Genomic DNA, 19,879 nt, shown 5'->3' with positions numbered 1-19,879 from the left:
CGGGCGCCATCGTCTCGGGTTCCTCCGGTACCGCCCAGGCGAAGAAGGAGGCCCTGGAGGCCGCGGGCGTCAAGGTCGGCAAGACCCCGACCGAGGCCGCGGCACTGGCCCGGCAGGCGGTGTGACGCGTGAATCCCCTGGAGAGATGGATCGCCCAGGTGGCCCGTGAACTCGGAGTGAGCCGGGACGCGCTGGACCGGGACGAGGTGCTGGACGTCGCGAAGAACGTCGCCCACCAGGTCGCCCGTCCGGCCGCACCGCTCACCACCTACCTGCTGGGTGTCGCCGTGGGACGCGGTATCGCGCCCGCCACCGCCGCCGAGACCGTGAACAGGCTCGCCGCGGCCTGGTCCGCTCCGGACGGCGGCACGCCGAACGGCCAACGCCCCGCCCCCTCACAGCCGGGAAGAGGAACATGACGCTGATCGGAGTCCCCCGGGAGACCGCGACGGGCGAACGCCGCGTCGCGCTGGTGCCCAAAGTCGTCGAACGGCTGCGCGCCGCGGGTCTCTCCGTCGTGGTGGAGGCCGGGGCCGGAGCCGGGGCACTGATCCCCGACGAGCAGTACGAGCAGTCCGGGGCCACCATCGGGGAACCGTGGGCGGCCGACGTCGTGGTCAAGGTGAACCCGCCGACGCCCCACGAGATCGGCCTGCTGAGCCCCGGATCCGCCGTGATCGGCTTCCTGGCGCCGCTGACCAGGCCGGAGATCGCCGAGCAGTTGCGCCTGACCGGCGTCGCCGGCTTCGCGATGGAGGCCGTTCCGCGCATCTCCCGCGCGCAGTCCATGGACGCGCTCTCCTCGCAGGCCAATGTCGCCGGCTACCAGGCGGTGCTGGCCGCCGCCCGGAACTCCACCCGTTTCTTCCCGATGCTCACCACGGCCGCCGGAACGGTGAAGCCGGCCACGGCCCTGGTGCTCGGCGTGGGCGTCGCGGGGCTCCAGGCACTGGCCACCGCCAAACGTCTCGGCGCCCGCACGACCGGGTTCGACGTCCGGCCCGAGGTCGCCGAGCAGGTCCGCTCGCTCGGCGCGCAGTGGTTGGAGCTGGGTGTCGAGGCCGCGGGCGAGGGCGGGTACGCCCGTGCCCTGACCGAGGAGGAACAGGCCGAGCAGCAGCGGCGGTTGAGCGAGGCGATCGCCGGCTTCGACGTGGTGATCACGACGGCGCTGGTCCCGGGGCGCCCGGCGCCGAAGCTGGTCACCGCCGAGGCCGTGCGGCGGATGCGGCCCGGCAGCGTGGTCGTCGACCTCGCCGGGGAGACCGGCGGCAACTGCGAACTCACCACACCGGGGGAGACCGTGGTGTGGCACGACGTCACCGTGGCTGCCCCGCTGAACCTGCCGGCGACGCTGCCCGAGCACGCCAGCGAACTGTACGCGCGGAACGTCCAGGCGCTGCTCGAACTCATGCTGACCGACGGCGAGTTCGCGCCGGACCCCGAGGACGAGATCCTCGCCGCCTGCTGTGTGACGCAGAACAGCGACCAGCTCACGGAGGCCCGATGATGTTCCTGGCCAACCTGGCGATCCTGGTGCTGGCCGGATTCGTCGGCTTCGCGGTGATCTCCAAGGTGCCCAACACCCTGCACACCCCGCTGATGTCCGGCACCAACGCCATCCACGGCATCGTCCTGCTCGGCGGCCTGGTCCTGCTCGGCCGCTCCGCCTCGAGCCCCTTCGAGCGGGTGCTGCTGGTCGTCGCGATCGTGTTCGGCACGATCAACGTGGTCGGCGGGTTCCTGGTGACCGACCGCATGCTCGGCATGTTCAAGAAGGCGCCGGACGGCGCCGGAGCAGGAAAGGACGCGGTCGGCCGTGGATGACCTGATCCCGATTCTCTACATCGTCGCGTTCGCCCTGTTCATCCATGGCTTGATGGGCCTGACCGGACCGCGCACGGCCGTACGCGGCAACCTCACGGCGGCGGCGGGCATGCTGATCGCCACCGTGGCCGCCCTGCTGACCCCCGGGACGGGCAACTGGCTGCTGATCGCGTTCGGCCTGGTCCTGGGCACGGTGATCGGCGTACCGGCGGCACGGCGGGTCAAGATGACCGCGATGCCGCAGATGGTGGCGTTGTTCAACGGAGTGGGCGGCGGCGCCGTCGCCCTGATCTCCTGGGTTGAGTTCCGCGACAGCCACGGCTACGCGACGGAGGCCGGCCATGTCGTCGTCACGTCGCTGTTCGCCGCGATCGTCGGCTCGCTCTCCTTCTGGGGATCGCTGATCGCCTTCGGCAAGCTCCAGGAGATCCTGCCCGGCAGGCCGATCGGTCTCGGCCGGGGGCAGCAACCCCTCAACCTGGCACTGCTGCTGGTCTCGGTGGCCTGCGCGGTCGGCATCGGCCTGGGCCACGCCTCCGAGGCGCTCATCATCGGCGTGCTGGTCTCCGCGGCGGTGCTCGGCGTGATGGTGGTGCTGCCGATCGGCGGCGCCGACATGCCGGTGGTCATCTCGCTGCTCAACGCCTTCACCGGACTGTCCGCCGCGGCCACCGGCCTGGCGCTGGACAACACCGCGATGATCGTCGCGGGCATGATCGTCGGCGCCTCCGGCACCATCCTGACCGATCTGATGGCCAAGGCGATGAACCGCTCGATCCCGGCCATCGTCGCAGGCGGTTTCGGCGGGACGGGCGCCACCGCGGGACCGGGAGGCGGCCCGGCGGACCAGACGGTACGGCAGACCAGCGCGGCCGACGCCGCCATCCAGATGGCCTACGCGAGCCAGGTGGTCGTCGTCCCCGGCTACGGCATGGCCGTCGCGCAGGCGCAGCACGCCGTACGCGAGATGGCCGGTCTGCTCCAACAGCGCGGCGTGGAGGTCAAGCACGCCATCCACCCGGTCGCCGGACGCATGCCCGGCCATATGAACGTCCTGCTCGCCGAGGCCGACGTGCCGTACGAGCAGCTCAAGGAGATGGACGACATCAACGGGGAGTTCGGCCGCACCGACGTGGCGCTGGTGATCGGCGCCAACGACGTCACCAACCCCGCCGCCCGCTCCAATCCCAGCTCGCCGATCTACGGGATGCCGATCCTCAACGTGGACCACGCCAGGTCGGTCATCGTGCTCAAGCGCTCGATGAACCCCGGGTTCGCCGGCATCGACAACGAGCTGTACTTCGACGCCAAGACGTCGATGCTCTTCGGCGACGCCAAGTCCTCCGTCGCCGACATCACCGAGGAACTCAAGGCCCTGTGACGGGGAGCGGCCGGGCGCGTGGACGCCCGGCCGCTCCCTGCGTCGCCACCGAGGGAGACGGACCCCATGCTGATCGACACCCACGGCCGGATCGCCACCGATCTACGGGTCTCGCTGACCGACCGCTGCAACCTGCGGTGCACCTACTGCATGCCCGAGGAAGGTCTGGCCTGGCTGGCCCGGCCCCGGCTGCTCACCGACGACGAGGTGGTCCGGCTGGTGGGGATCGCGGTCACCGGCCTGGGCGTCACCGAGGTGCGCTTCACCGGTGGTGAGCCGCTGCTGCGCCCCGGCCTGGCCGGAATCGTCGCCCGCTGCGCCGCGCTCACCCCGCGGCCGGAGCTGTCGCTGACCACCAACGGGATCGGGCTGGCCCGCACCGCCGGCGCGCTCCGCGAGGCCGGGCTCGACCGGGTCAACGTCTCGCTGGACACCCTGCGCCCGGACCGCTTCAAGGCGCTCACCCGCCGCGACCGGCACCGGGAGGTGCTGGCCGGGCTGACCGCGGCACGCGAGGCCGGGCTGGAACCGGTGAAGATCAACTCGGTGCTGATGCGCGGGATCAACGACGACGAGCCGGCCGAGCTGCTGGCCTGGGCCGTCCGGCACGGCTACCACATGCGGTTCATCGAGCAGATGCCGCTGGATCCCCAACACGGCTGGCAGCGCGAGCAGATGGTGACCGCCGAGGAGATCCTGCGGAAGCTCGCCGCATGCTTCTCCCTCACCCCGGAACGGCGGGGGCAGCGCGGTTCGGCGCCCGCGGAGCGGTGGCTGGTCGACGGCGGACCGGCCACGGTGGGGGTGATCGCCTCGGTGACCCGGCCCTTCTGCCGGGCCTGCGACCGTACCCGGCTCACCGCGGACGGCCAGGTTCGCACCTGCCTGTTCGCCAGGGAGGAGACCGACCTGCGCACCGCGCTGCGCTCCGGGGCGTCCGACGAGGAGGTCGCCGCCCTGTGGCGGGCGGCGACGCTGGGCAAGAAGGCGGGCTCCGGCCTCGACGATCCGTCCTTCCTCCAGCCCCGACGCCCGATGTCCGCCATCGGCGGCTAGACGAAAGAGCGAGGTCACGCAAGGGTGGGCCGGCACGCCCAGGCCTGTGCGCCGCGCCGGAAGAAAGATTCGGTACGGCCTCTGGACAGGAGATCGTCCACCTTTGAGAATACTGCCGACTTCATATCGTATGCAACCTCGGAGGAGCCGGTATGACGCGCACCACCCGCCCGGTGGCCCTGGCACGCAACGGGATGGTCAGCACCCCGCACTACCTCGCCTCCACGGCCGGCCTCCAGGTGTTGCAGGAGGGCGGTACGGCCGTGGACGCCGCGATCGCCATCAACGCGACGCTCGGCGTGGTCTACCCGCACATGACCGGACCGGGCGGGGACGCCTTCTGGCTCATCCACGACGCCGCCACGGGCCGGGTCCACGCGCTCAACGGCAGCGGCCGGGCCGGCGCCCACGCGACCGGCCCGTACTTCCGGCAGCGCGACCACCGGGAGATCCCCACCCGGGGGCCGCTCGCCGCGGTGACCGTGCCCGGTGCCGTCGACAGCTGGTGCAGCGCGCACGAACGGTTCGGCAGCCTCCCGCTCGCCCGCCTGCTCCAGCCGGCCATCACCTACGCCCGGGAGGGCTTCGCCGTCTGCGACAGCTACGCCGCCTGCGCCGCCGAGGTCGCGCACGTCCTCCGCGCCCATCCGCTCACCCGAAGCACGCTGCTGCCCCGGGACCGGCTGCCGATCATGGCGGACGTCCTCGCGCTGCCGCAGCTGGCCGAAACGCTGGAGACCGTCGCGGAGAAGGGCCGGCCCGGCTTCTACGAGGGCCCCGTGGCCGAGGAGATCGCGACGAGCCTGCAACAGGCCGGCGGCCTGCTCACCACCGAGGACCTTGCCGCCCACCGGTCGGAGTGGACCGAACCGATCTACACGACGTACCGCGGGTACCGCTGCTACCAGGCCCCGCCGAACTCGCAGGGGTTCGCGCACCTGATGGCGCTGAACATCGTCGAGCACTTCGACCTCGGCGGCATGACCGACAGCAGCCCCGAGTACGTCCACCTGCTGGTGGAGGCGACCCGCCTGGCGTTCGCCGACCGCGACCGGTACCTCACCGACCCCGACTTCCACGACATCCCCCTGCGGCACCTGCTGTCCAAGGACTACGCGGCCGAACTGAGCAAGCGCGTGGCTCCCCGGCCGGCCCCCGCGGGACCGGGGGCGCGGATGGGCGGCGACACCACGTGCAGCGTCGTGGTGGACTCGGCAGGCAACGCCGTCTCGGTGATCCAGAGCCTGTACCACGAGTTCGGCTCCGGGTTCATCGCGGGCCGGACCGGGGTGCTGATGCACAACCGCGGATCGTTCTTCTCCCTGGACGAGGCACACCCGAACCGCCTCGAACCCGGCAAGCGGACCTTCCACACCCTCATGCCCGGCATGCTCTTCCGCGGCGAGAACCTGGACCTCGTCTACGGAACCATGGGCGGCGAGGGTCAGCCGCAGACGTCGAACGCCCTGGTCACACGGGTGGTCGACTTCGGCAGGGACGTCCAGTCGGCCATCGACGCGCCCCGCTGGCTGTACGGCCGCACCTGGGGGGACGAGCGACGCGATCTCCGGATGGAGGACCGCTTCTCCTCCGGGACGCTGGACGAACTGCGCACCTGGGGCCACCCGGTCCGCGAGGTCGGCAGCTGGGACGGCGTGATGGGGCACGCCCAGGCCATCCGCGTCACCGACGACGTCCTGATGGGCGGCGCGGACCCGCGCGGCGACGGCCTCGCTCTCGGCTGGTGACGCCCGACCTCGCGACAGCCGGACGACCGGACGAGAGGAGACCCCGGGAATGGAACACGCGAGCAGCTGGCTCTGGGCTGCCTCACTGGCCCCGCTCGCCCTGCTCCTCTTCCTGATGATCGCGCGGGGCTGGGGCGCGGCGGAGGCCGGTGCGCTGGGCTGGCTGGTGGCCTCGGTGACCGCGCTGACGGTCTTTCACCTGCGCCTGGACGCGGTCGGACTGCAAACGGTCAAGGGAGTCGTCGAAGCCGTCACCATCGTCTACGTCATCCTGTCCGCGATCCTCATCTACGAGGTCGCCAAGGAGGCGGACGCTTTCACCCCGTTCCAGCGGGGGATGACGCGCATGTTCGTCCATCCGCTTCTCCAAGTCATGGCGATCGGCTGGGCCTTCGCCTCCTTTCTCCAGGGCATCACCGGTTTCGGCGTGCCCATCGCGGTGTGCGCCCCGCTGCTCGTCGGCATCGGTGTCCGTCCGCTCCACGCGGTGGTGATCGCGCTGGTCGGACACGCCTGGAACAACACCTTCGGCACCCTGTCCGCCGCCTGGATCGGCATGAAGCAGGTCACGCATCTCTCACCGGCCGACAACGCCACGACGGCGATCCAGACCTCCCTGCTGCTGTGGATGGTCAACCTCGTGGGCGGCCTGACCATCTGCTGGCTCTACGGCCGCCTCCGAGGCCTGTGGGAGGGGCTGCCGGCGGTCGCGGTGATCTCGCTGGTACACGGCGGAGTCATGCTGGCGCTGTCCCAGTGGGACGACACGCTGAACGGCTTCGCCGCCGGCCTCGTCGGTCTGGTCGTCGTCGCCGGCCTCGCCCGGCTGCCCCTCTACCGCCGCCCCTCCCGGGTGGTGAACAGCCCCGTGTTCGAGGAGGGCGGATCAGCCGGTGTCGCCGCGCCGCCCGCGCAGGCGGCCCCGAGCACACCGGAACCCGGGCGTGCCGCGTCCGGGCCGGTGTGCGGGGCGGGACCACCGCGGCGATGGCGTCCGCGGGCGAGCCCGGTGCCCGGGCGCCCGCGATGTCGTTGAACACCGCGTTCATCCCCTACTCCACCCTGCTCGCGGTGACCGGGGTCGTCCTGCTGATCGGGCCGCTGAAGAGCGTACTGAGCAGACCGACCATCGACGTGCGGTTCCCTGAGGTCACGACGGGCCTCGGGTTCACCACACCGGCTCGCCCGCCCTGCGGTACGTCTCCCGTCCGCGCGGCTGAGGCCGCCCGGCACCCGGGCCGCACCGTGGGACGCGTCGGAGTGGACGCGTCCCACGGTGTCGCCGGGGCCTCGGTCAGGCGCCGACGTACGCCGCGAGGTGCTGACCGGTGAGGGTGGAGCGGGCGGCGACGAGGTCGGCGGGCGTGCCCTCGAAGACGACCCGGCCGCCGTCGTGGCCGGCACCGGGACCGAGGTCGATGATCCAGTCGGCGTGCGCCATGACCGCCTGGTGGTGCTCGACGACGATCACCGACTTGCCGGAGTCGACGAGCCGGTCGAGCAGGCCGAGCAGATGCTCGACATCGGCGAGGTGCAGACCGGCGGTCGGCTCGTCGAGGACGTAGACGCCGCCCTTCTCGGCCATGTGGGTGGCCAGCTTGAGCCGCTGCCGCTCGCCGCCGGACAGAGTGGTGAGCGGCTGGCCCAGGGTGAGGTAGCCGAGCCCGACGTCGGCGAGCCGGCCGAGGACGCGGTGCGCGGCCGGCGTGTGGGCCTCCCCGGCGCCGAAGAACTCCTCGGCCTCGGCCACTGGCATCGCCAGCACCTCGCTGATGTCACGGCCGCCGAGGTGGTACTCCAGCACCGACGCGTCGAACCGCTTCCCCTCGCACTCCTCGCACGTGGTGGCGATGCCGGCCATCATCGCCAGGTCGGTGTAGATGACGCCGGCGCCGTTGCACGTGGGGCAGGCGCCCTCGGAGTTGGCGCTGAACAACGCCGGCTTCACCCCGTTGGCCTTGGCGAACGCCTTGCGGATCGGGTCGAGCAGTCCGGTGTACGTCGCCGGGTTGCTGCGCCGCGAGCCGCGGATCGCGCCCTGGTCGACCGACACCACACCCGCGCCGGCCGGGATCGACCCGTGCACGAGCGAGCTCTTGCCGGAGCCGGCGACACCGGTGACCACGACGAGCGTGCCGAGCGGGATGTCGACGTCGACGCCGCGCAGGTTGTGCGTGGTCGCGCCGCGGATCTCCAGCGTGCCGGTGGGCTTGCGCACCGTCTCCTTGGACGAGGCCCGGTCGTCGAGGTGGCGGCCGGTGAGCGTGTCACTGGCCCTCAGCCCCTCGACGCTGCCCTCGAAGCAGACGGCGCCGCCCGCCGTACCGGCGCCGGGACCGAGGTCGACGACATGGTCGGCGATCGCGATGGTCTCCGGCTTGTGCTCCACCACGAGGACGGTGTTGCCCTTGTCCCGCAGTCGCAGCAGCAGGCCGTTCATCCGCTGGATGTCGTGCGGGTGCAGGCCGGTGGTGGGCTCGTCGAAGACGTAGGTCACGTCGGTGAGCGAGGAGCCGAGGTGGCGGATCATCTTCACACGCTGCGCCTCGCCGCCCGACAGGGTGCCCGACGGGCGGTCGAGCGAGAGGTAGCCGAGGCCGATCTCCACGAACGAGTCGAGGGTCTGCTGCAGCGTGGCGAGCAGCGGTGCCATCGACGGCTCCTCCAGGCCGCGGACCCATTCCGCCAGGTCGCTGATCTGCATCGCGCAGGCGTCGGCGATGCTGGTGCCGCCGATCCGCGACGACCGGGCCGCCTCGCTGAGGCGGGTGCCCCCGCACTCGGGGCAGTCGGTGAAGGTGATCGCCCGGTCCACGAACTCCCGGATGTGCGGCTGCATCGCCTCCCGGTCCTTGGAGAGCATCGACTTCTGGATCCTCGGGATCAGACCCTCGTAGGTCATGTTGATGCCCGCGATCTTCATCCTGGTCGCCTCGCGGTGCAGGAAGTCCTGCAGCTCCTGCTTGGTGTACTCACGGATCGGCTTGTCCGCGTCGAAGAAGCCGGACTCGCTGTAGAGCCGGTAGTTCCAGCCGCCCGGCTTGTAGCCGGGGATGGTCAGCGCGCCCTCGGTGAGCGACTTGGAGTCGTCGTAGAGCTGGGTGAGGTCGACGTCGGAGACCGTGCCCCGGCCCTCGCAGCGCGGGCACATGCCGCCGGTGATGCTGAAGCTGCGCCGCTCCTTCACGGTCTTTCCGGCGCGTTCCACGGTGACCGCGCCCGCCCCGCTGATCGAGGGCACGTTGAAGGAGAACGCCTTGGGCGAGCCGATGTGCGGCTGCCCGAGCCGGCTGAAGAGGATGCGCAGCATCGCGTTCGCGTCGGTGGCGGTGCCGACCGTGGAGCGGGGGTCGCCGCCCATCCGCTGCTGGTCGACGATGATCGCGGTCGTCAGCCCGTCGAGGACGTCGACCTCGGGCCGGGCCAGGGTCGGCATGAAGCCCTGTACGAAGGCGCTGTAGGTCTCGTTGATCAGCCGCTGCGACTCGGCGGCGATCGTGTCGAACACCAATGAGCTCTTGCCCGAGCCGGAGACTCCGGTGAACACCGTCAGACGCCGCTTCGGGATCTCGATGCTGACGTCCTTGAGGTTGTTCTCGCGCGCGCCGTGCACGCGGATCATGTCGTGGCTGTCGGCAGCGTGCGGCGCGGGCGACGGGGTGTCCGTCCTCGTGGCCTTGCTCATCGTGTCTCCATCCGTGAGGCTGCGCCGCCTTCGCGGCAACGTGGGTGTCCGCCTGAGCGGCGGTGCCGGGCCGGGGTGGCGCGACGCACGTCCGGCCGGCGCTCACCGGGGTCGCGCTCCGCGCGAGAACCAAGGCATTATCCCCGCACCTGGTCCGCGCGGACCCTCCGGCCGGGGAGCCGGTGAGTCCGCGCGGTTCACCCCCGTGATCGCCGGACGGCCCGGCCCACGCTACCGAGGGCCGGGCGCTCGGCGCTTCTCCATTCCTGACCGGTTCTGCCCCGGTTACAGATACGGGCGGGTGATCAGCTCGATCCCGTGGCCGGCGGGGTCCTTGAAGTAGACCCCTCGACCGCCGTGCTCGTGGTTGATCTCGCCGGGGAGTTGCAGGTGCGGGTCGGCCCAGTGCTCGATGCCCTGATCACGCAGCCGCTGATACGCCCGGTCGAACAGGTCGTCGTCGACCAGGAACGCGTAGTGCTGCATCTGGATCTCCACCGGCGGCTCGGCGAACTGGAGCAGCACACCGTCGGCGAGCTGGATGTTGGTGAACGGGCCCCAGGACGGCGCTGCCCGCACTTCCAGCAGCTCGCGGAAGAAGCGGGCCGACTCTTCGCGGTCCTTGGAGGCGATGATGGTGTGGTTGAACGAGGCTGTCATTCGCTGACCTGACTGTAGTTCGGCACGGAAACGTACTCGTCGTGGTGCACGAGCACGGGGAGGTCCGCGTGCCGAACCATGGGGGTGCCTTCTCCGCACCCGCGGTGAGATCAGCCCTCCACCGGGTGGCCAATCCGTGAGTGGCGTATCGCCGGTCCGGTGTTCACGTCGGGAACCCTACTCGATCCGGCTTCCGTGCGGGTGGATCACGCGGAACGCGGGGCCGGGCCGAGCCACGCGAGGGCCGCGGTGGTCAGCGCCGTGACGCCGTTGCTGAGGGTGGGCCGCATGACGGGAGCGAAGAACGGCGAGTGGTTCTGCGGGATGTCACGGCTCCTGGTACCCGCGGCCTCCGCCTTGGCGTAGACGTCGGGATCGACGCCGCCCAGCAGCCAGTAGCAGACCGGCACGTTCGCGCTGGTGCCGAAGACACCGACGTCCTCACTGCCGGAGGAGGCGCCCGGGTCGGTCAGCCTGTCATGGCCGACCACGTCGCCGATGGCGGCCATGGTGCGGGCGCACGCCTCCTCGTCGTTGACCATCAGCGGGAAGGTGTGCAGGGTGCTGATCTCGGGATCCCGCTGCGCCCCCGCGGCCGCCGCCTCGCCGCGGACGATCCGCTCCACCGCGCCCAGGACGGTCCGGCGGACCTGCGGGGTGTAGGTGCGGATGTTGAGCTGGAGCCGGGCCTCGTCCGGGATGATGTTGTCCTTGGTGCCGGCCTGCAGGGCGCCGACGGTGACCACGGCGCGGTCCGCGGAGGCGATCTCGCGGGAGACCACGGTCTGCAACCGCATCACGGTGGAGGCGGCCATCACCACCGGGTCGATCGCCGCTTCCGGCATGGACGCGTGGGCTCCGCGCCCGAACATGCGCACGTCGAGCGCGTCGGTGGCGGCGAAGGCGAGACCGGGGTGGCAGGCGATGGTGCCGGCCGGGATCGACATCACGTGCTGGCCGAGGACGACATCGGGGGTGCCGAACCGGGCGTACAGGTCGTCGTCGACCATGGCCTGGGCGCCCTGGCCCAGCTCCTCGGCCGGCTGGAACACGGCCAGCACGGTGCCCGACCACCGCTCGCGGGCGCCGGCCAGGAGTGCCATGGCGCCGAACAGGCAGGTGACGTGCACGTCGTGGCCGCAGGCGTGCATCACGCCCTCGTTCGTCGAGGCGTACGGCAGTCCGGTCCGTTCGGTGACGGGCAGCGCGTCGAAGTCGGCGCGCAGCAGGACGGTCGGGCCCTGGCCGTTGACCAGTCGGGCCACGACACCGGTCCGCCCGACGCCCTCGGTGACGTCATAGCTCAAGTCCCGGGCACGCCTGGCGACTTCGGCGGCCGTGCGGTGCTCCTCGAAGGACAGCTCGGGGTGGGCGTGCAGGTCCTGGTAGAGCGCTTCGAGGTCCGCGGTCAGGCTGCTGTCCAGGCCGGCCAGAACCTGCCGGGCCGTGTCGTGTGCGGTCATGTTGATGCCCCTTTGGCCGGCGAAGGGCCGCCACCTCCGACGGTAACCACACCCGCGGGGGCGCGGCAGCCCGGTCGGCGTCTCCCTGCTGCTTGAAAGTTGTAGTACCGGCCCCATCTGGGTTAGCTTGAAGATTCAAGTTAAGTCGGGTCCCGCCGCTCAGCGTCGTGGGCCCCCGCCGTCCGACCCGAGGAGCCCCCACCTTGACCACTCCTGACGTCACCCTGCCCCGCCCCACCGCCGCGCCGGAGACGGCTCCGGCGGCCCCCGCCCACGCCTACGACGCCGGCCTTCTCGTCCTGCGCCTCGCGCTCGGGCTGACCATGGCCGCGCACGGCGCCCAGAAGCTGTTCGGCTGGTTCGGCGGGGGCGGCGTCGACGGCACCGGGCAGTTCTTCGCCGCCTCCGGCTACCCCTCGCCCCGTGCGTTCGCCGTCGTGGCCGGACTCAGCGAGACGCTCGGCGGGCTCGGCCTCGTGCTCGGTCTGCTCACCCCGCTCGCCGCCGCGGCCGTCGCCGGCACGCTGGTCAACGCGATCTCCGTCAAGTGGGGCGGCGGCTTCTTCGCCCCGCAGGGCGTCGAGTACGAGCTCCTCATCGCCCTGTCCGCGGTGGCTCTCGCCCTGACCGGCCCTGGCCGGATCGCCGTGGACCGGCTGCTGCCCGGGCTGCGCTCGCACCGCGTCGCCCACGGCGTCGCCGCGATCGTGCTCGGTGCCGTTGTGGCCGGTGTCACGCTGCTGCTGCGTCACTGACGCCGGGCTCCGGGACGGCAGGCCGGCGGGGCGACAGGCCGTGCCCGGCCTGTCGCCCCGGGCCGCTGTCCGAGCTGTGGATCTCATTTGACATTAGAGAGTCTTATAGAAGATAAAGGTGATGCTTTGGCCATCAATTCACGCGGCGTGACATCTGCGGCGTGATGCCGACGAACGCTGCGCGAATGAGTCCTGACATGTCCCACACCATCACCGACCAGCCCACAGCCGACCCCGCGGGGGAGTGGGAAGCATGGCGGTCCGAGCGCCATCGGGCCCTCACCTCGCCGACGGGCAACCTCGCCCTCGTCGAGACCCGCTGGCTGCCGGCCGGTGAGCGCCCGGACGCCGAGGCCGCGCGCGCGGGGCAGCCGCACACGGTGACCGTCACCACGCTCCAGCGCACCGACCTCGTCACCGGCGAGCCCGAGCACGGCCTGCGGTTCTGGGACGCCGACTCGCCCGCCGTCCGCCACTTCGACCGGGTCGACGTGTTCCCCTACGACCCGGCCTGGGTGATCGAGGCGACCTACACGCCCGTGCCCGGCGCCCGGCGTGTGGCCTTCGAACACATCCGGGACAACGGCGGCACCCGCGACCTCGTCGTCCCCGGCGACATCACGCTCACCGTCGACGGCCGCGCCTACACCCTCAGCGCCTTCGACGACGACGGCACCCTGCTGCTCGTCTTCGGCGACCCCACCAACGGTGACACCACCTACGGCGCCGGCCGCTTCCTGTTCGTACAGCGCACCGAGGACGACGACCGCGTCCTGCTGGACTTCAACCGCGCCTTCGTGCCGCCCTGCGGGTTCTCCGATCAGTACAACTGTCCGATGCCGCCGCGGCAGAACCGTTTCCACCTGCCCGTTCAGGCCGGTGAGAAGCTCCCCGTCTTCCGTGGCGGCTTCCCCGCACAGCACTGATCACCCCCGTAGCCTCCCGCACCACCAGCACGAAAGCGCCCACAGCCATGAGCATCAAGAAGACGTCCCTGTACGCCACCGCCACCGCGGCCGGCCTCGCCCTGACCCTGACCGCCTGCGGCGGCTCCGGCTCGGGCGGCAGCGCCTCCGGCGGCGCTGTGAACAAGGACGCCACCGTCAACATCGGCTCCCTCTACGAGCCGCAGAACCTCGACAACACCGCGGGCGGCGGCCAGGGCGTCACCGAGGCCCTCAACGGCAACGTCTACGAAGGGCTGTTCAAGCTCACCGACGACGGCAAGGTCGAGAAGCTGCTCGCCACGGACCACAAGGTGAGCGGTGACGGACTCACCTACACCTTCACCCTGCGCGACGGCGTGAAGTTCCACAGTGGCAAGGCCCTCACCAGCGAAGACGTCAAGTACAGCCTGGAGAAGGTCATCGCGGACGACTCCCAGTCGGCCCGCAAGGCCAACCTCCAGGTCATCAAGGACATCGCCACCCCCGATGCGCGGACCGTGAAGGTCACGCTGTCCAAGAAGTCGATCTCCTTCGTCTACAACCTCTCCTACGTCTGGATCATCAACTCCCAGGCGAAGAACCTGAAGACGACCGAGGACGGCACCGGCCCCTACCAGCTCGGCAAGTGGACCCGCGGCTCCGCCCTGAGCCTGGACCGGTTCTCGGGCTACTGGGGCAAGGCCGCGGCGAACAAGACGGCCGTCTTCCACTACTACAAGGACGCGACCGCCCTCAACAACGCGCTGCTGACCAACGCCGTCGACGTGGTCACCAGCGAGCAGTCGCCCGACGCCCTCGACCAGTTCAAGAACAACCAGAACTACAAGGTCAACGACGGCGACTCCACCACCAAGCTGCTGCTCGCCTTCAACGACAAGGCCAAGCCCTTCACCGACGTCAAGGTGCGCCAGGCCGTGTCCTCCGCCATCGACGACAAGAAGCTGCTTGAGTCGGTCTGGGGCGGCTACGGCAAGCTCATCGGCTCGATGGTGCCGCCCACCGACCCCTGGTACGAGGACCTCACCAAGGTCAACGCCTACGACCCGGCGCGGGCCAAGAAGCTGCTCGCCGAGGCCGGGTACGCCAAGGGCTTCAGCTTCACCCTCGACACCCCGAACTACGACCCGCACCCCACCGCCGCGACCTTCATCAAGTCCGAACTCGCCAAGGTCGGCGTCACCGTCAAGATCAACACGATCACGCCGGACGAGTGGTACACGAAGGTCTACAAGAACCACGACTTCTCGGCCACGCTCCAGGAGCACGTCAACGACCGCGACCTCGTCTGGTACGGCAACCCCGACTTCTACTGGGGCTACGACAACAAGCAGGTCACCCAGTGGGTCGAGCAGGCCGAAGCGGCCTCCACCACCGCCGAGCAGACCGAGCTGCTGAAGAAGGTCAACCGCAAGACCGCCGAGGACGCGGCCAGCGACTGGCTGTACCTGTACCCGCAGATCGTCGTCGCGAACAGCAAGCTGTCCGGCTACCCGCTCAACGGCCTCAACTCGCAGTTCTACGCCTACGACATCAAGAAGAAGGGCTGATGGCCCGCTATCTCCTGCGCCGCTTCGCCTTCCTCCTGGTGTCGCTGGCCCTGGCGAGCGTGGTGCTGTTCGTCCTGCTGCGGATGCTGCCCGGCGACCCGGCCAACGCACTCACCTCGGTGGGTGCGAGCCCGGAGCAGATCGCCGCGGCACGGCACTCCATCGGGTCCGACAGGCCGCTGCCCGAGCAGTTCGTCCACTGGCTCGGGCAGCTGGCGAGCGGCGACCTCGGTACCTCATTCGTCAGCTCGCTGCCGGTCGGACCCGAGGTCGCCTCCCGGCTGAGCGTCACCGTGCCGCTGACCCTGGCCGCGTTCACCCTCGCCGTCGTCCTCGCCGTGCCCGCCGGGTTCGTCGCGGCGCACAAGCGGCACACCTGGTACGGCGCACTGCTCAGCGGCGCGTCCCAACTGGGCATCGCCGTACCGGTGTTCTGGCTCGGCATGATCCTCATCGCCGTCTTCGCGCTGAACGCAGGCTGGCTCCCGTCCGGCGGCTTCCCGCCGGACGGCTGGTCCGAGCCCGCCGAGGCGATCCGCTCCCTCGTCCTGCCGGTCGCCACCATCGCCCTGGTGATGAGCGCGTCCCTGATCCGCTACGTCCGCTCCGCCACCCTCGACGTTCTCGGCAGCGACTACCTGCGCACCGCCCGCGCCCTGGGCTCGTCCTTCGGCCGGGCGATGTGGCGGCACGGCCTGCGCAACGCCTCCGTACCGGTCATCTCCATCCTCGGCATCGAGCTCGCCTCGACCCTGCTCGGCGCGGTCGTCGTGGAATCGGTGTACGCGCTGCCCGGCCTCGGCTCCCTGCTCGCCACCGCCATCGCCCAGCACGACTACCCCGTCATCCAGGGCGTGCTGTTCGTCTCCACCCTCGCCGTGCTGCTCATCGGCTTCGTCGCCGACCTCGTCCAGCGGATCATCGACCCGCGCCTGCGCGGCCGGCTCTCCGGAGGTGCCCGATGACCCAGGCAGACACCCTGCCCACCGTCCGGCCGGAGGAGAAGCCCCCGAGCCGGCGCCGGTCCCGCCGCTCTGCCACGCTCGTCGTCGGCTGCGTCCTGGCCGGCCTCATCGCACTCCTCGCCCTCATCTCCCTGTTCTGGCTGCCCTACCCCGCCGACGACACCTCCGGCGGACGGCTGGCCGGTCCCGGGAACGGACATCCGCTGGGCACCGACAAGCTCGGGCGCGACCTGTTCACCCAGGTGATGACCGGCTCGCGGATCGCCATTGAGGCGGGTCTCGGGTCGGTGCTCGTCGCCGCCGCGATCGGCGTCACCCTCGGTGTGCTCGCCGCGTTCGCGCAGGGCTGGCTCGACGACACGCTCTCGGCGTTCCTCGACATCCTCATCGCCTTCCCCACGCTGCTGCTCGCGATGCTCATCGTCGCCGCCCGCTCGGCGACCCTCGGCTCGGCCGTCCTCGCGATCGGCCTGGCGCAGAGCGCGGTCGTCGCCCGGCTGGTGCGCATCCTCGTCAAACGCGTGCTGGCGCAGGACTACATCACCGCGGCCCGCACCTCCGGCACGCCCTGGCCCAGGACCGTCGTCGGCCATGTGCTGCCCAACATCTGGCCCACCCTCGTGGTCAACCTCGCTCTCCAGTTCGGTCTGGCCGTACTGGCCGAGGCCGGACTGTCCTACCTCGGGCTCGGCGCGCCCCCGCCGAACGCCTCGTGGGGCCGGATGCTCCAGGAGGCCCAGGCCACCTTCACCACCGCCCCGGCGGGCGCGCTCGCCCCCGGCATCCTGCTCGTCCTGCTCGTCATCGGCGTCAACCTCATCGCCGACGGCCTGCGCGACACCCTCGACCCGGCCACCCGCCGGAGGCGCGCGTGAACCTCCTCGACGTACGCGGGCTGACCGTCCGCACCGGTGACGGCCGCACCCTGGTCCACGACCTGTCCTTCACCGTGGCCGGCGGCGAACGCCTCGGCCTCATCGGCGAGTCCGGCTCCGGCAAGTCCCTGACCACGCTCGCCGTGCTCGGTCTGCTGCCCGACGGCATGACCGCCACCGGCAGCGTCGAACTCGCCGGCACCCAGGTCGTCGGCGCCCCCGAGAAGCGGCTCACCTCCCTGCGCGGCCGGGACGCGGCCGTCGTCTTCCAGGAGCCGCTCACCGCGCTCGACCCGCTGATGCGCGTGGGCCGCCAGATCGCCGAACCCCTCCGCAGGCGCACCGGCCTGAAGGGCAAGGACCTTCAGCGCGCCGTGGCGGACACGCTCGCACAGGTCCGGCTGCCCGACCCCGAGCGCATCGCCCGCGCGTTCCCGCACGAGATCTCCGGTGGGCAGCGCCAGCGCGTGGCCCTCGCCATGGCCCTGGCCTGCGAACCGAAACTGCTCATCGCGGACGAGCCGACCACCGCCCTGGACGTGTCCGTGCAGGCGGAGATGCTGGAACTCGTCGACACGCTGGTCCGGGAACGGGACATGGCGGTGCTGTTCGTCAGCCACGACCTCGCCGTGGTGGCCAAGGTGACCGACCGCGCCCTGGTGCTGAAGGACGGGCGGGCCGTGGAGGAGGGACCGGTCGAGACCATCGTCGGCGCGCCCCGCGAGGAGTACACCAAGGCCCTCGTCGCCAGCGCCCGGCGCCTGGAATCCGCCCTGGACCTGAGGAGCGCGCGATGACCCCCGTACTCGAACTGTCCGGCGTCGCGCTGCGCTACCGGGGCAGCACGGGCAACGTGGTCGAGGACGTCTCGTTCGAGGTCGAGGCCGGACGCAGTCTCGCGCTCGTCGGGGAGTCCGGAGCCGGCAAGACCACGCTGTTGCGGCTGCTGCTGGGCCTCGCCCGCCCCACGGCCGGCCAGGTCCGGTTCGACGGCACCGAACTGTCCCCGCGGGACCGGGAGCAGATGCGCCGGTTCCGGCGCGGCGTCCAGTGCGTCTTCCAGGACCCCTACTCCTCGCTCGACCCGCGCCGCCGTGTCGGCGCCACCGTGGCCGAGCCGCTGCTCTCCCTCGGCATCGACAGCCGCGCCACGGCTGGGCCGAAGGTGGCCGCGGCCCTGGAGCGGGTCGGCCTGCCGGCCGACGCGGCGGACCGCTATCCGCACGAGTTCTCCGGCGGCCAGCGCCAGCGGATCGCCATCGCCCGCGCCACCGTCTGCACCCCGCGGGTCCTGCTGGCCGACGAACCCGTGAGCGCGCTCGACGTGACCACCCGGGTGAAGGTCGTCGACCTGCTGGCCGAGCTCAAGCAGGAGCAGGGGCTGACGCTCGTGATGGTCTCCCACGACCTGTCGGTCGTCGCCTCCCTGTGCGAGCGCACCGCCGTCCTGGAACGCGGCCGTGTGGTCGAACACGGCGACACCGCCCAGGTCTTGGGCCGGCCGGCGCACCCGTACACCCGCCGCCTGCTCGACAGCGTCCCGCGCCTGCCGGCCTGAACCACCGGCACATCGCCCGGCCCGGGCCCCCGACCGCGCCGGGCCCCGGCCGTATCCGGCCGACCCGAACCCGCAACGCGCGGCCCGCCGTGGGCCTTCGGCTGTTCCGGGTCCCGGCGGTGCGGGCCACTGGTTGTTCCGGGGGTCTGGTTGTCCTGGTGGTCGGCCCGTGTTGCTGTCGCGCGGTCTGGTGTGGGCCTTGGGCCGTTTCGGGTCCCGCCGGTGCGGGCTACTGGTTGTTCCGGGGGTCTGGTTGTCCTGGTGGTCGGCCTGTGCTGCTGTCGCGTGGCCTGGTGTGGGCCTTGGGCCGTTTCGGGTCCCGCCGGTGCGGGCTACTGGCTGTACCGGGTGGTCTGGCTGTCGCGGCGGCTGGTCCGAGCCGCTGTCGCGCGGTCTGGTGTGGGACTTCGGCCGTTTTGGGTCCCGCCCGTGCGGGTCACCGGCTGTTCCGGGGGGTCTGGCTGTCCCGGCCGGCCCGAGCCGCCGTCGTGCCGCCTGGCGCGTGCTCCCGCCCGTGCCGGGCGCCTGGTCGTGCCGGGAGTCCGGCCCGAACCCCCGGCATGCCGCTCGGCGCGGGCCCCCGGCCCTCCCGGCCCCCCGCGCCGCCCTGGACCCGCTGCCGTTCCGGGCCCCCGTGCCGTCCCGGCCCCCGCGCTTGCTTCCGGACTTACCGTGCCGGTGTGTCGTACTCCGGTGCGACGGTGAGCAGTTCGGACACGTCCGAGCCGACCGGTACCTCCCGCGGCGGCGTGCCGCGGCGGAAGAGGCGCGCGTCGTTCTCGCCGCCGACCGTGGCGCGGGGTCCGGCCACGCGCAGCCAGGAGCCTTCGCGCAGGCCGAGCACCGGTACGTCGTTCTCCTCCAGGAACTCCGTCAGGCGCTCCTCGCGGGTCTCGCCCTTGTGCGTGGAGCCCGGGTCGGGGTCCAGGTAGTGCGGGTTGATCTGGAACGGGACCAGCCCCAGCGCCTCGAAGGACGGGGGCTGGACGATCGGCATGTCGTTGGTGGTGCGCAGCGTGGGCGCGGCCATGTTGGTGCCCGCGCTGGCGCCCATGTAGGGCAGCCCGTCCCCGACCGCCTTGATCAGCGCGTCCCGCAGGCCCGTCCGGTACAGAGCGGTCAGCAGCCGGAAGGAGTTGCCGCCGCCGACGAACACGGCGTCCGCCTCGGCGAGCCGGCCGACCGGGTCACCGCCCTCGTGCACCCCGTGCACGTCGATGCCGGCCCCGGCGAGCGCGTCGCGCACCTTGGCCGTGTAGGCGTCGTGGTCGGCAAGCGCGTACGGCACGAACGCGAGCCGTGCCCGGGCCGGCAGGAACGCGGTCACGGTGTCGAGGGCGTGTTCCAGGTAACCGCGGCCGTACTGGGTGGAGTTGGACAGGAGCAGCAGGTTCAAGGGGTGTTCCTCACCA

The 19,879-nt window shown here is 71.3% G+C and carries 18 protein-coding genes and 1 pseudogene; 15 read left to right on the top strand and 4 right to left on the bottom strand.

Annotation, left to right across the window (positions count from 1 at the left end; all coding sequences use genetic code 11):
* The 8 genes and pseudogenes from ABZ818_RS34480 to ABZ818_RS34445 form a co-directional block, all read left to right on the top strand.
* Positions 1-125 (top strand): annotated as a pseudogene (locus ABZ818_RS34480) (succinate--CoA ligase subunit alpha); the annotation flags it as partial.
* A 3-nt stretch (positions 126-128) separates the two neighbouring features.
* On the top strand, positions 129-419 hold the full coding sequence (locus tag ABZ818_RS34475) for a DUF6457 domain-containing protein (protein WP_361423597.1): 291 nt from the start codon (positions 129-131) through the stop codon (positions 417-419).
* Positions 416-1,510, top strand: a complete 1,095-nt coding sequence (locus tag ABZ818_RS34470; protein WP_361423594.1) for a Re/Si-specific NAD(P)(+) transhydrogenase subunit alpha — start codon at positions 416-418, stop codon at positions 1,508-1,510. The genes ABZ818_RS34475 and ABZ818_RS34470 overlap by 4 nt, the downstream gene beginning before the upstream one ends.
* A complete protein-coding gene (locus tag ABZ818_RS34465) occupies positions 1,507-1,827 on the top strand; it encodes an NAD(P) transhydrogenase subunit alpha (protein WP_361423591.1) in 321 nt (106 codons plus the stop codon). The genes ABZ818_RS34470 and ABZ818_RS34465 overlap by 4 nt, the downstream gene beginning before the upstream one ends.
* Complete coding sequence (locus ABZ818_RS34460; protein ID WP_361423588.1) at positions 1,820-3,208, top strand: NAD(P)(+) transhydrogenase (Re/Si-specific) subunit beta; 1,389 nt, start codon at positions 1,820-1,822, stop codon at positions 3,206-3,208. Before ABZ818_RS34465 ends, ABZ818_RS34460 begins: the two co-directional genes overlap by 8 nt.
* Before the next feature lie 66 nt (positions 3,209-3,274).
* Positions 3,275-4,264: a GTP 3',8-cyclase MoaA gene (gene moaA, locus ABZ818_RS34455; protein ID WP_361423585.1), complete on the top strand. Its 990-nt coding sequence runs from the start codon at positions 3,275-3,277 to the stop codon at positions 4,262-4,264.
* 152 nt (positions 4,265-4,416) lie between these two features.
* A complete protein-coding gene (ggt, locus tag ABZ818_RS34450; protein WP_361423582.1) occupies positions 4,417-6,012 on the top strand; it encodes a gamma-glutamyltransferase in 1,596 nt (531 codons plus the stop codon).
* A 49-nt stretch (positions 6,013-6,061) separates the two neighbouring features.
* The gene (locus ABZ818_RS34445; protein WP_361423579.1) at positions 6,062-7,048 is read left to right on the top strand and encodes an L-lactate permease; all 987 of its coding nucleotides are present in this window, start codon (positions 6,062-6,064) and stop codon (positions 7,046-7,048) included.
* 258 nt (positions 7,049-7,306) lie between these two features.
* Here ABZ818_RS34445 and ABZ818_RS34440 read toward each other — a convergent pair whose 3' ends face one another.
* From ABZ818_RS34440 to ABZ818_RS34430, 3 genes are all read right to left on the bottom strand, one after another.
* Complete coding sequence (locus tag ABZ818_RS34440; protein WP_361423576.1) at positions 7,307-9,697, bottom strand: excinuclease ABC subunit UvrA; 2,391 nt, start codon at positions 9,695-9,697, stop codon at positions 7,307-7,309.
* 285 nt (positions 9,698-9,982) lie between these two features.
* Positions 9,983-10,357, bottom strand: a complete 375-nt coding sequence (locus ABZ818_RS34435) for a VOC family protein (protein ID WP_361423573.1) — start codon at positions 10,355-10,357, stop codon at positions 9,983-9,985.
* 206 nt (positions 10,358-10,563) lie between these two features.
* On the bottom strand, positions 10,564-11,820 hold the full coding sequence (locus tag ABZ818_RS34430; protein WP_361423570.1) for an amidohydrolase: 1,257 nt from the start codon (positions 11,818-11,820) through the stop codon (positions 10,564-10,566).
* A 224-nt stretch (positions 11,821-12,044) separates the two neighbouring features.
* Between ABZ818_RS34430 and ABZ818_RS34425 the strand changes: the two genes are divergently transcribed.
* The 7 genes from ABZ818_RS34425 (at position 12,045) to ABZ818_RS34395 (ending at position 18,467) form a co-directional block, all read left to right on the top strand.
* The gene (locus ABZ818_RS34425; RefSeq protein WP_361423606.1) at positions 12,045-12,575 is read left to right on the top strand and encodes a DoxX family protein; all 531 of its coding nucleotides are present in this window, start codon (positions 12,045-12,047) and stop codon (positions 12,573-12,575) included.
* Positions 12,576-12,772: 197 nt separating this feature from the next.
* Positions 12,773-13,501: a DUF1684 domain-containing protein gene (locus ABZ818_RS34420; protein ID WP_361423567.1), complete on the top strand. Its 729-nt coding sequence runs from the start codon at positions 12,773-12,775 to the stop codon at positions 13,499-13,501.
* A gap of 47 nt (positions 13,502-13,548) precedes the next feature.
* Positions 13,549-15,069: an ABC transporter substrate-binding protein gene (locus ABZ818_RS34415; protein ID WP_361423564.1), complete on the top strand. Its 1,521-nt coding sequence runs from the start codon at positions 13,549-13,551 to the stop codon at positions 15,067-15,069.
* On the top strand, positions 15,069-16,034 hold the full coding sequence (locus ABZ818_RS34410; RefSeq protein WP_361423561.1) for an ABC transporter permease: 966 nt from the start codon (positions 15,069-15,071) through the stop codon (positions 16,032-16,034). The genes ABZ818_RS34415 and ABZ818_RS34410 overlap by 1 nt, the downstream gene beginning before the upstream one ends.
* Positions 16,031-16,909 carry an ABC transporter permease gene (locus ABZ818_RS34405; protein WP_361423558.1) on the top strand — a complete coding sequence of 293 codons (879 nt, stop codon included), beginning with the start codon at positions 16,031-16,033 and terminating at the stop codon, positions 16,907-16,909. The genes ABZ818_RS34410 and ABZ818_RS34405 overlap by 4 nt, the downstream gene beginning before the upstream one ends.
* Positions 16,906-17,706, top strand: a complete 801-nt coding sequence (locus tag ABZ818_RS34400; protein ID WP_361423555.1) for an ABC transporter ATP-binding protein — start codon at positions 16,906-16,908, stop codon at positions 17,704-17,706. Before ABZ818_RS34405 ends, ABZ818_RS34400 begins: the two co-directional genes overlap by 4 nt.
* Entirely contained in the window at positions 17,703-18,467 is a 765-nt protein-coding gene (locus ABZ818_RS34395) for an ABC transporter ATP-binding protein (protein WP_361423552.1), read from the top strand. The genes ABZ818_RS34400 and ABZ818_RS34395 overlap by 4 nt, the downstream gene beginning before the upstream one ends.
* 667 nt (positions 18,468-19,134) lie before the next feature.
* On the opposite strand, the gene pepE is transcribed toward ABZ818_RS34395, so the two are convergent.
* Entirely contained in the window at positions 19,135-19,863 is a 729-nt protein-coding gene (gene pepE, locus ABZ818_RS34390) for a dipeptidase PepE (protein WP_361423549.1), read from the bottom strand.
* Positions 19,864-19,879: the final 16 nt, after the last annotated feature.

Origin of the sequence: Streptomyces sp. NPDC047453, from assembly GCF_040643155.1 — a bacterium.
Taxonomy (GTDB): Bacteria; Actinomycetota; Actinomycetes; order Streptomycetales; family Streptomycetaceae; genus Streptomyces.
This window is presented reverse-complemented; position numbering and strand designations above follow the sequence as displayed.

Excerpts from the sequence above, each read along its gene's own strand:
- ABZ818_RS34430 (WP_361423570.1), bottom strand. The coding sequence starts at position 11,820 with ATGACCGCACACGACACGGCCCGGCAGGTTCTGGCCGGCCTGGACAGC.
- ABZ818_RS34465 (WP_361423591.1), top strand. The coding sequence starts at position 1,507 with ATGATGTTCCTGGCCAACCTGGCGATCCTGGTGCTGGCCGGATTCGTC.
- ABZ818_RS34405 (WP_361423558.1), top strand. The coding sequence starts at position 16,031 with ATGACCCAGGCAGACACCCTGCCCACCGTCCGGCCGGAGGAGAAGCCC.
- ABZ818_RS34445 (WP_361423579.1), top strand. The coding sequence starts at position 6,062 with ATGGAACACGCGAGCAGCTGGCTCTGGGCTGCCTCACTGGCCCCGCTC.
- ABZ818_RS34410 (WP_361423561.1), top strand. The coding sequence starts at position 15,069 with ATGGCCCGCTATCTCCTGCGCCGCTTCGCCTTCCTCCTGGTGTCGCTG.
- ABZ818_RS34395 (WP_361423552.1), top strand. The coding sequence starts at position 17,703 with ATGACCCCCGTACTCGAACTGTCCGGCGTCGCGCTGCGCTACCGGGGC.
- ABZ818_RS34420 (WP_361423567.1), top strand. The coding sequence starts at position 12,773 with ATGTCCCACACCATCACCGACCAGCCCACAGCCGACCCCGCGGGGGAG.
- ABZ818_RS34440 (WP_361423576.1), bottom strand. The coding sequence starts at position 9,697 with ATGAGCAAGGCCACGAGGACGGACACCCCGTCGCCCGCGCCGCACGCT.
- ABZ818_RS34415 (WP_361423564.1), top strand. The coding sequence starts at position 13,549 with ATGAGCATCAAGAAGACGTCCCTGTACGCCACCGCCACCGCGGCCGGC.
- ABZ818_RS34435 (WP_361423573.1), bottom strand. The coding sequence starts at position 10,357 with ATGACAGCCTCGTTCAACCACACCATCATCGCCTCCAAGGACCGCGAA.
- ABZ818_RS34470 (WP_361423594.1), top strand. The coding sequence starts at position 416 with ATGACGCTGATCGGAGTCCCCCGGGAGACCGCGACGGGCGAACGCCGC.
- moaA (WP_361423585.1), top strand. The coding sequence starts at position 3,275 with ATGCTGATCGACACCCACGGCCGGATCGCCACCGATCTACGGGTCTCG.
- ggt (WP_361423582.1), top strand. The coding sequence starts at position 4,417 with ATGACGCGCACCACCCGCCCGGTGGCCCTGGCACGCAACGGGATGGTC.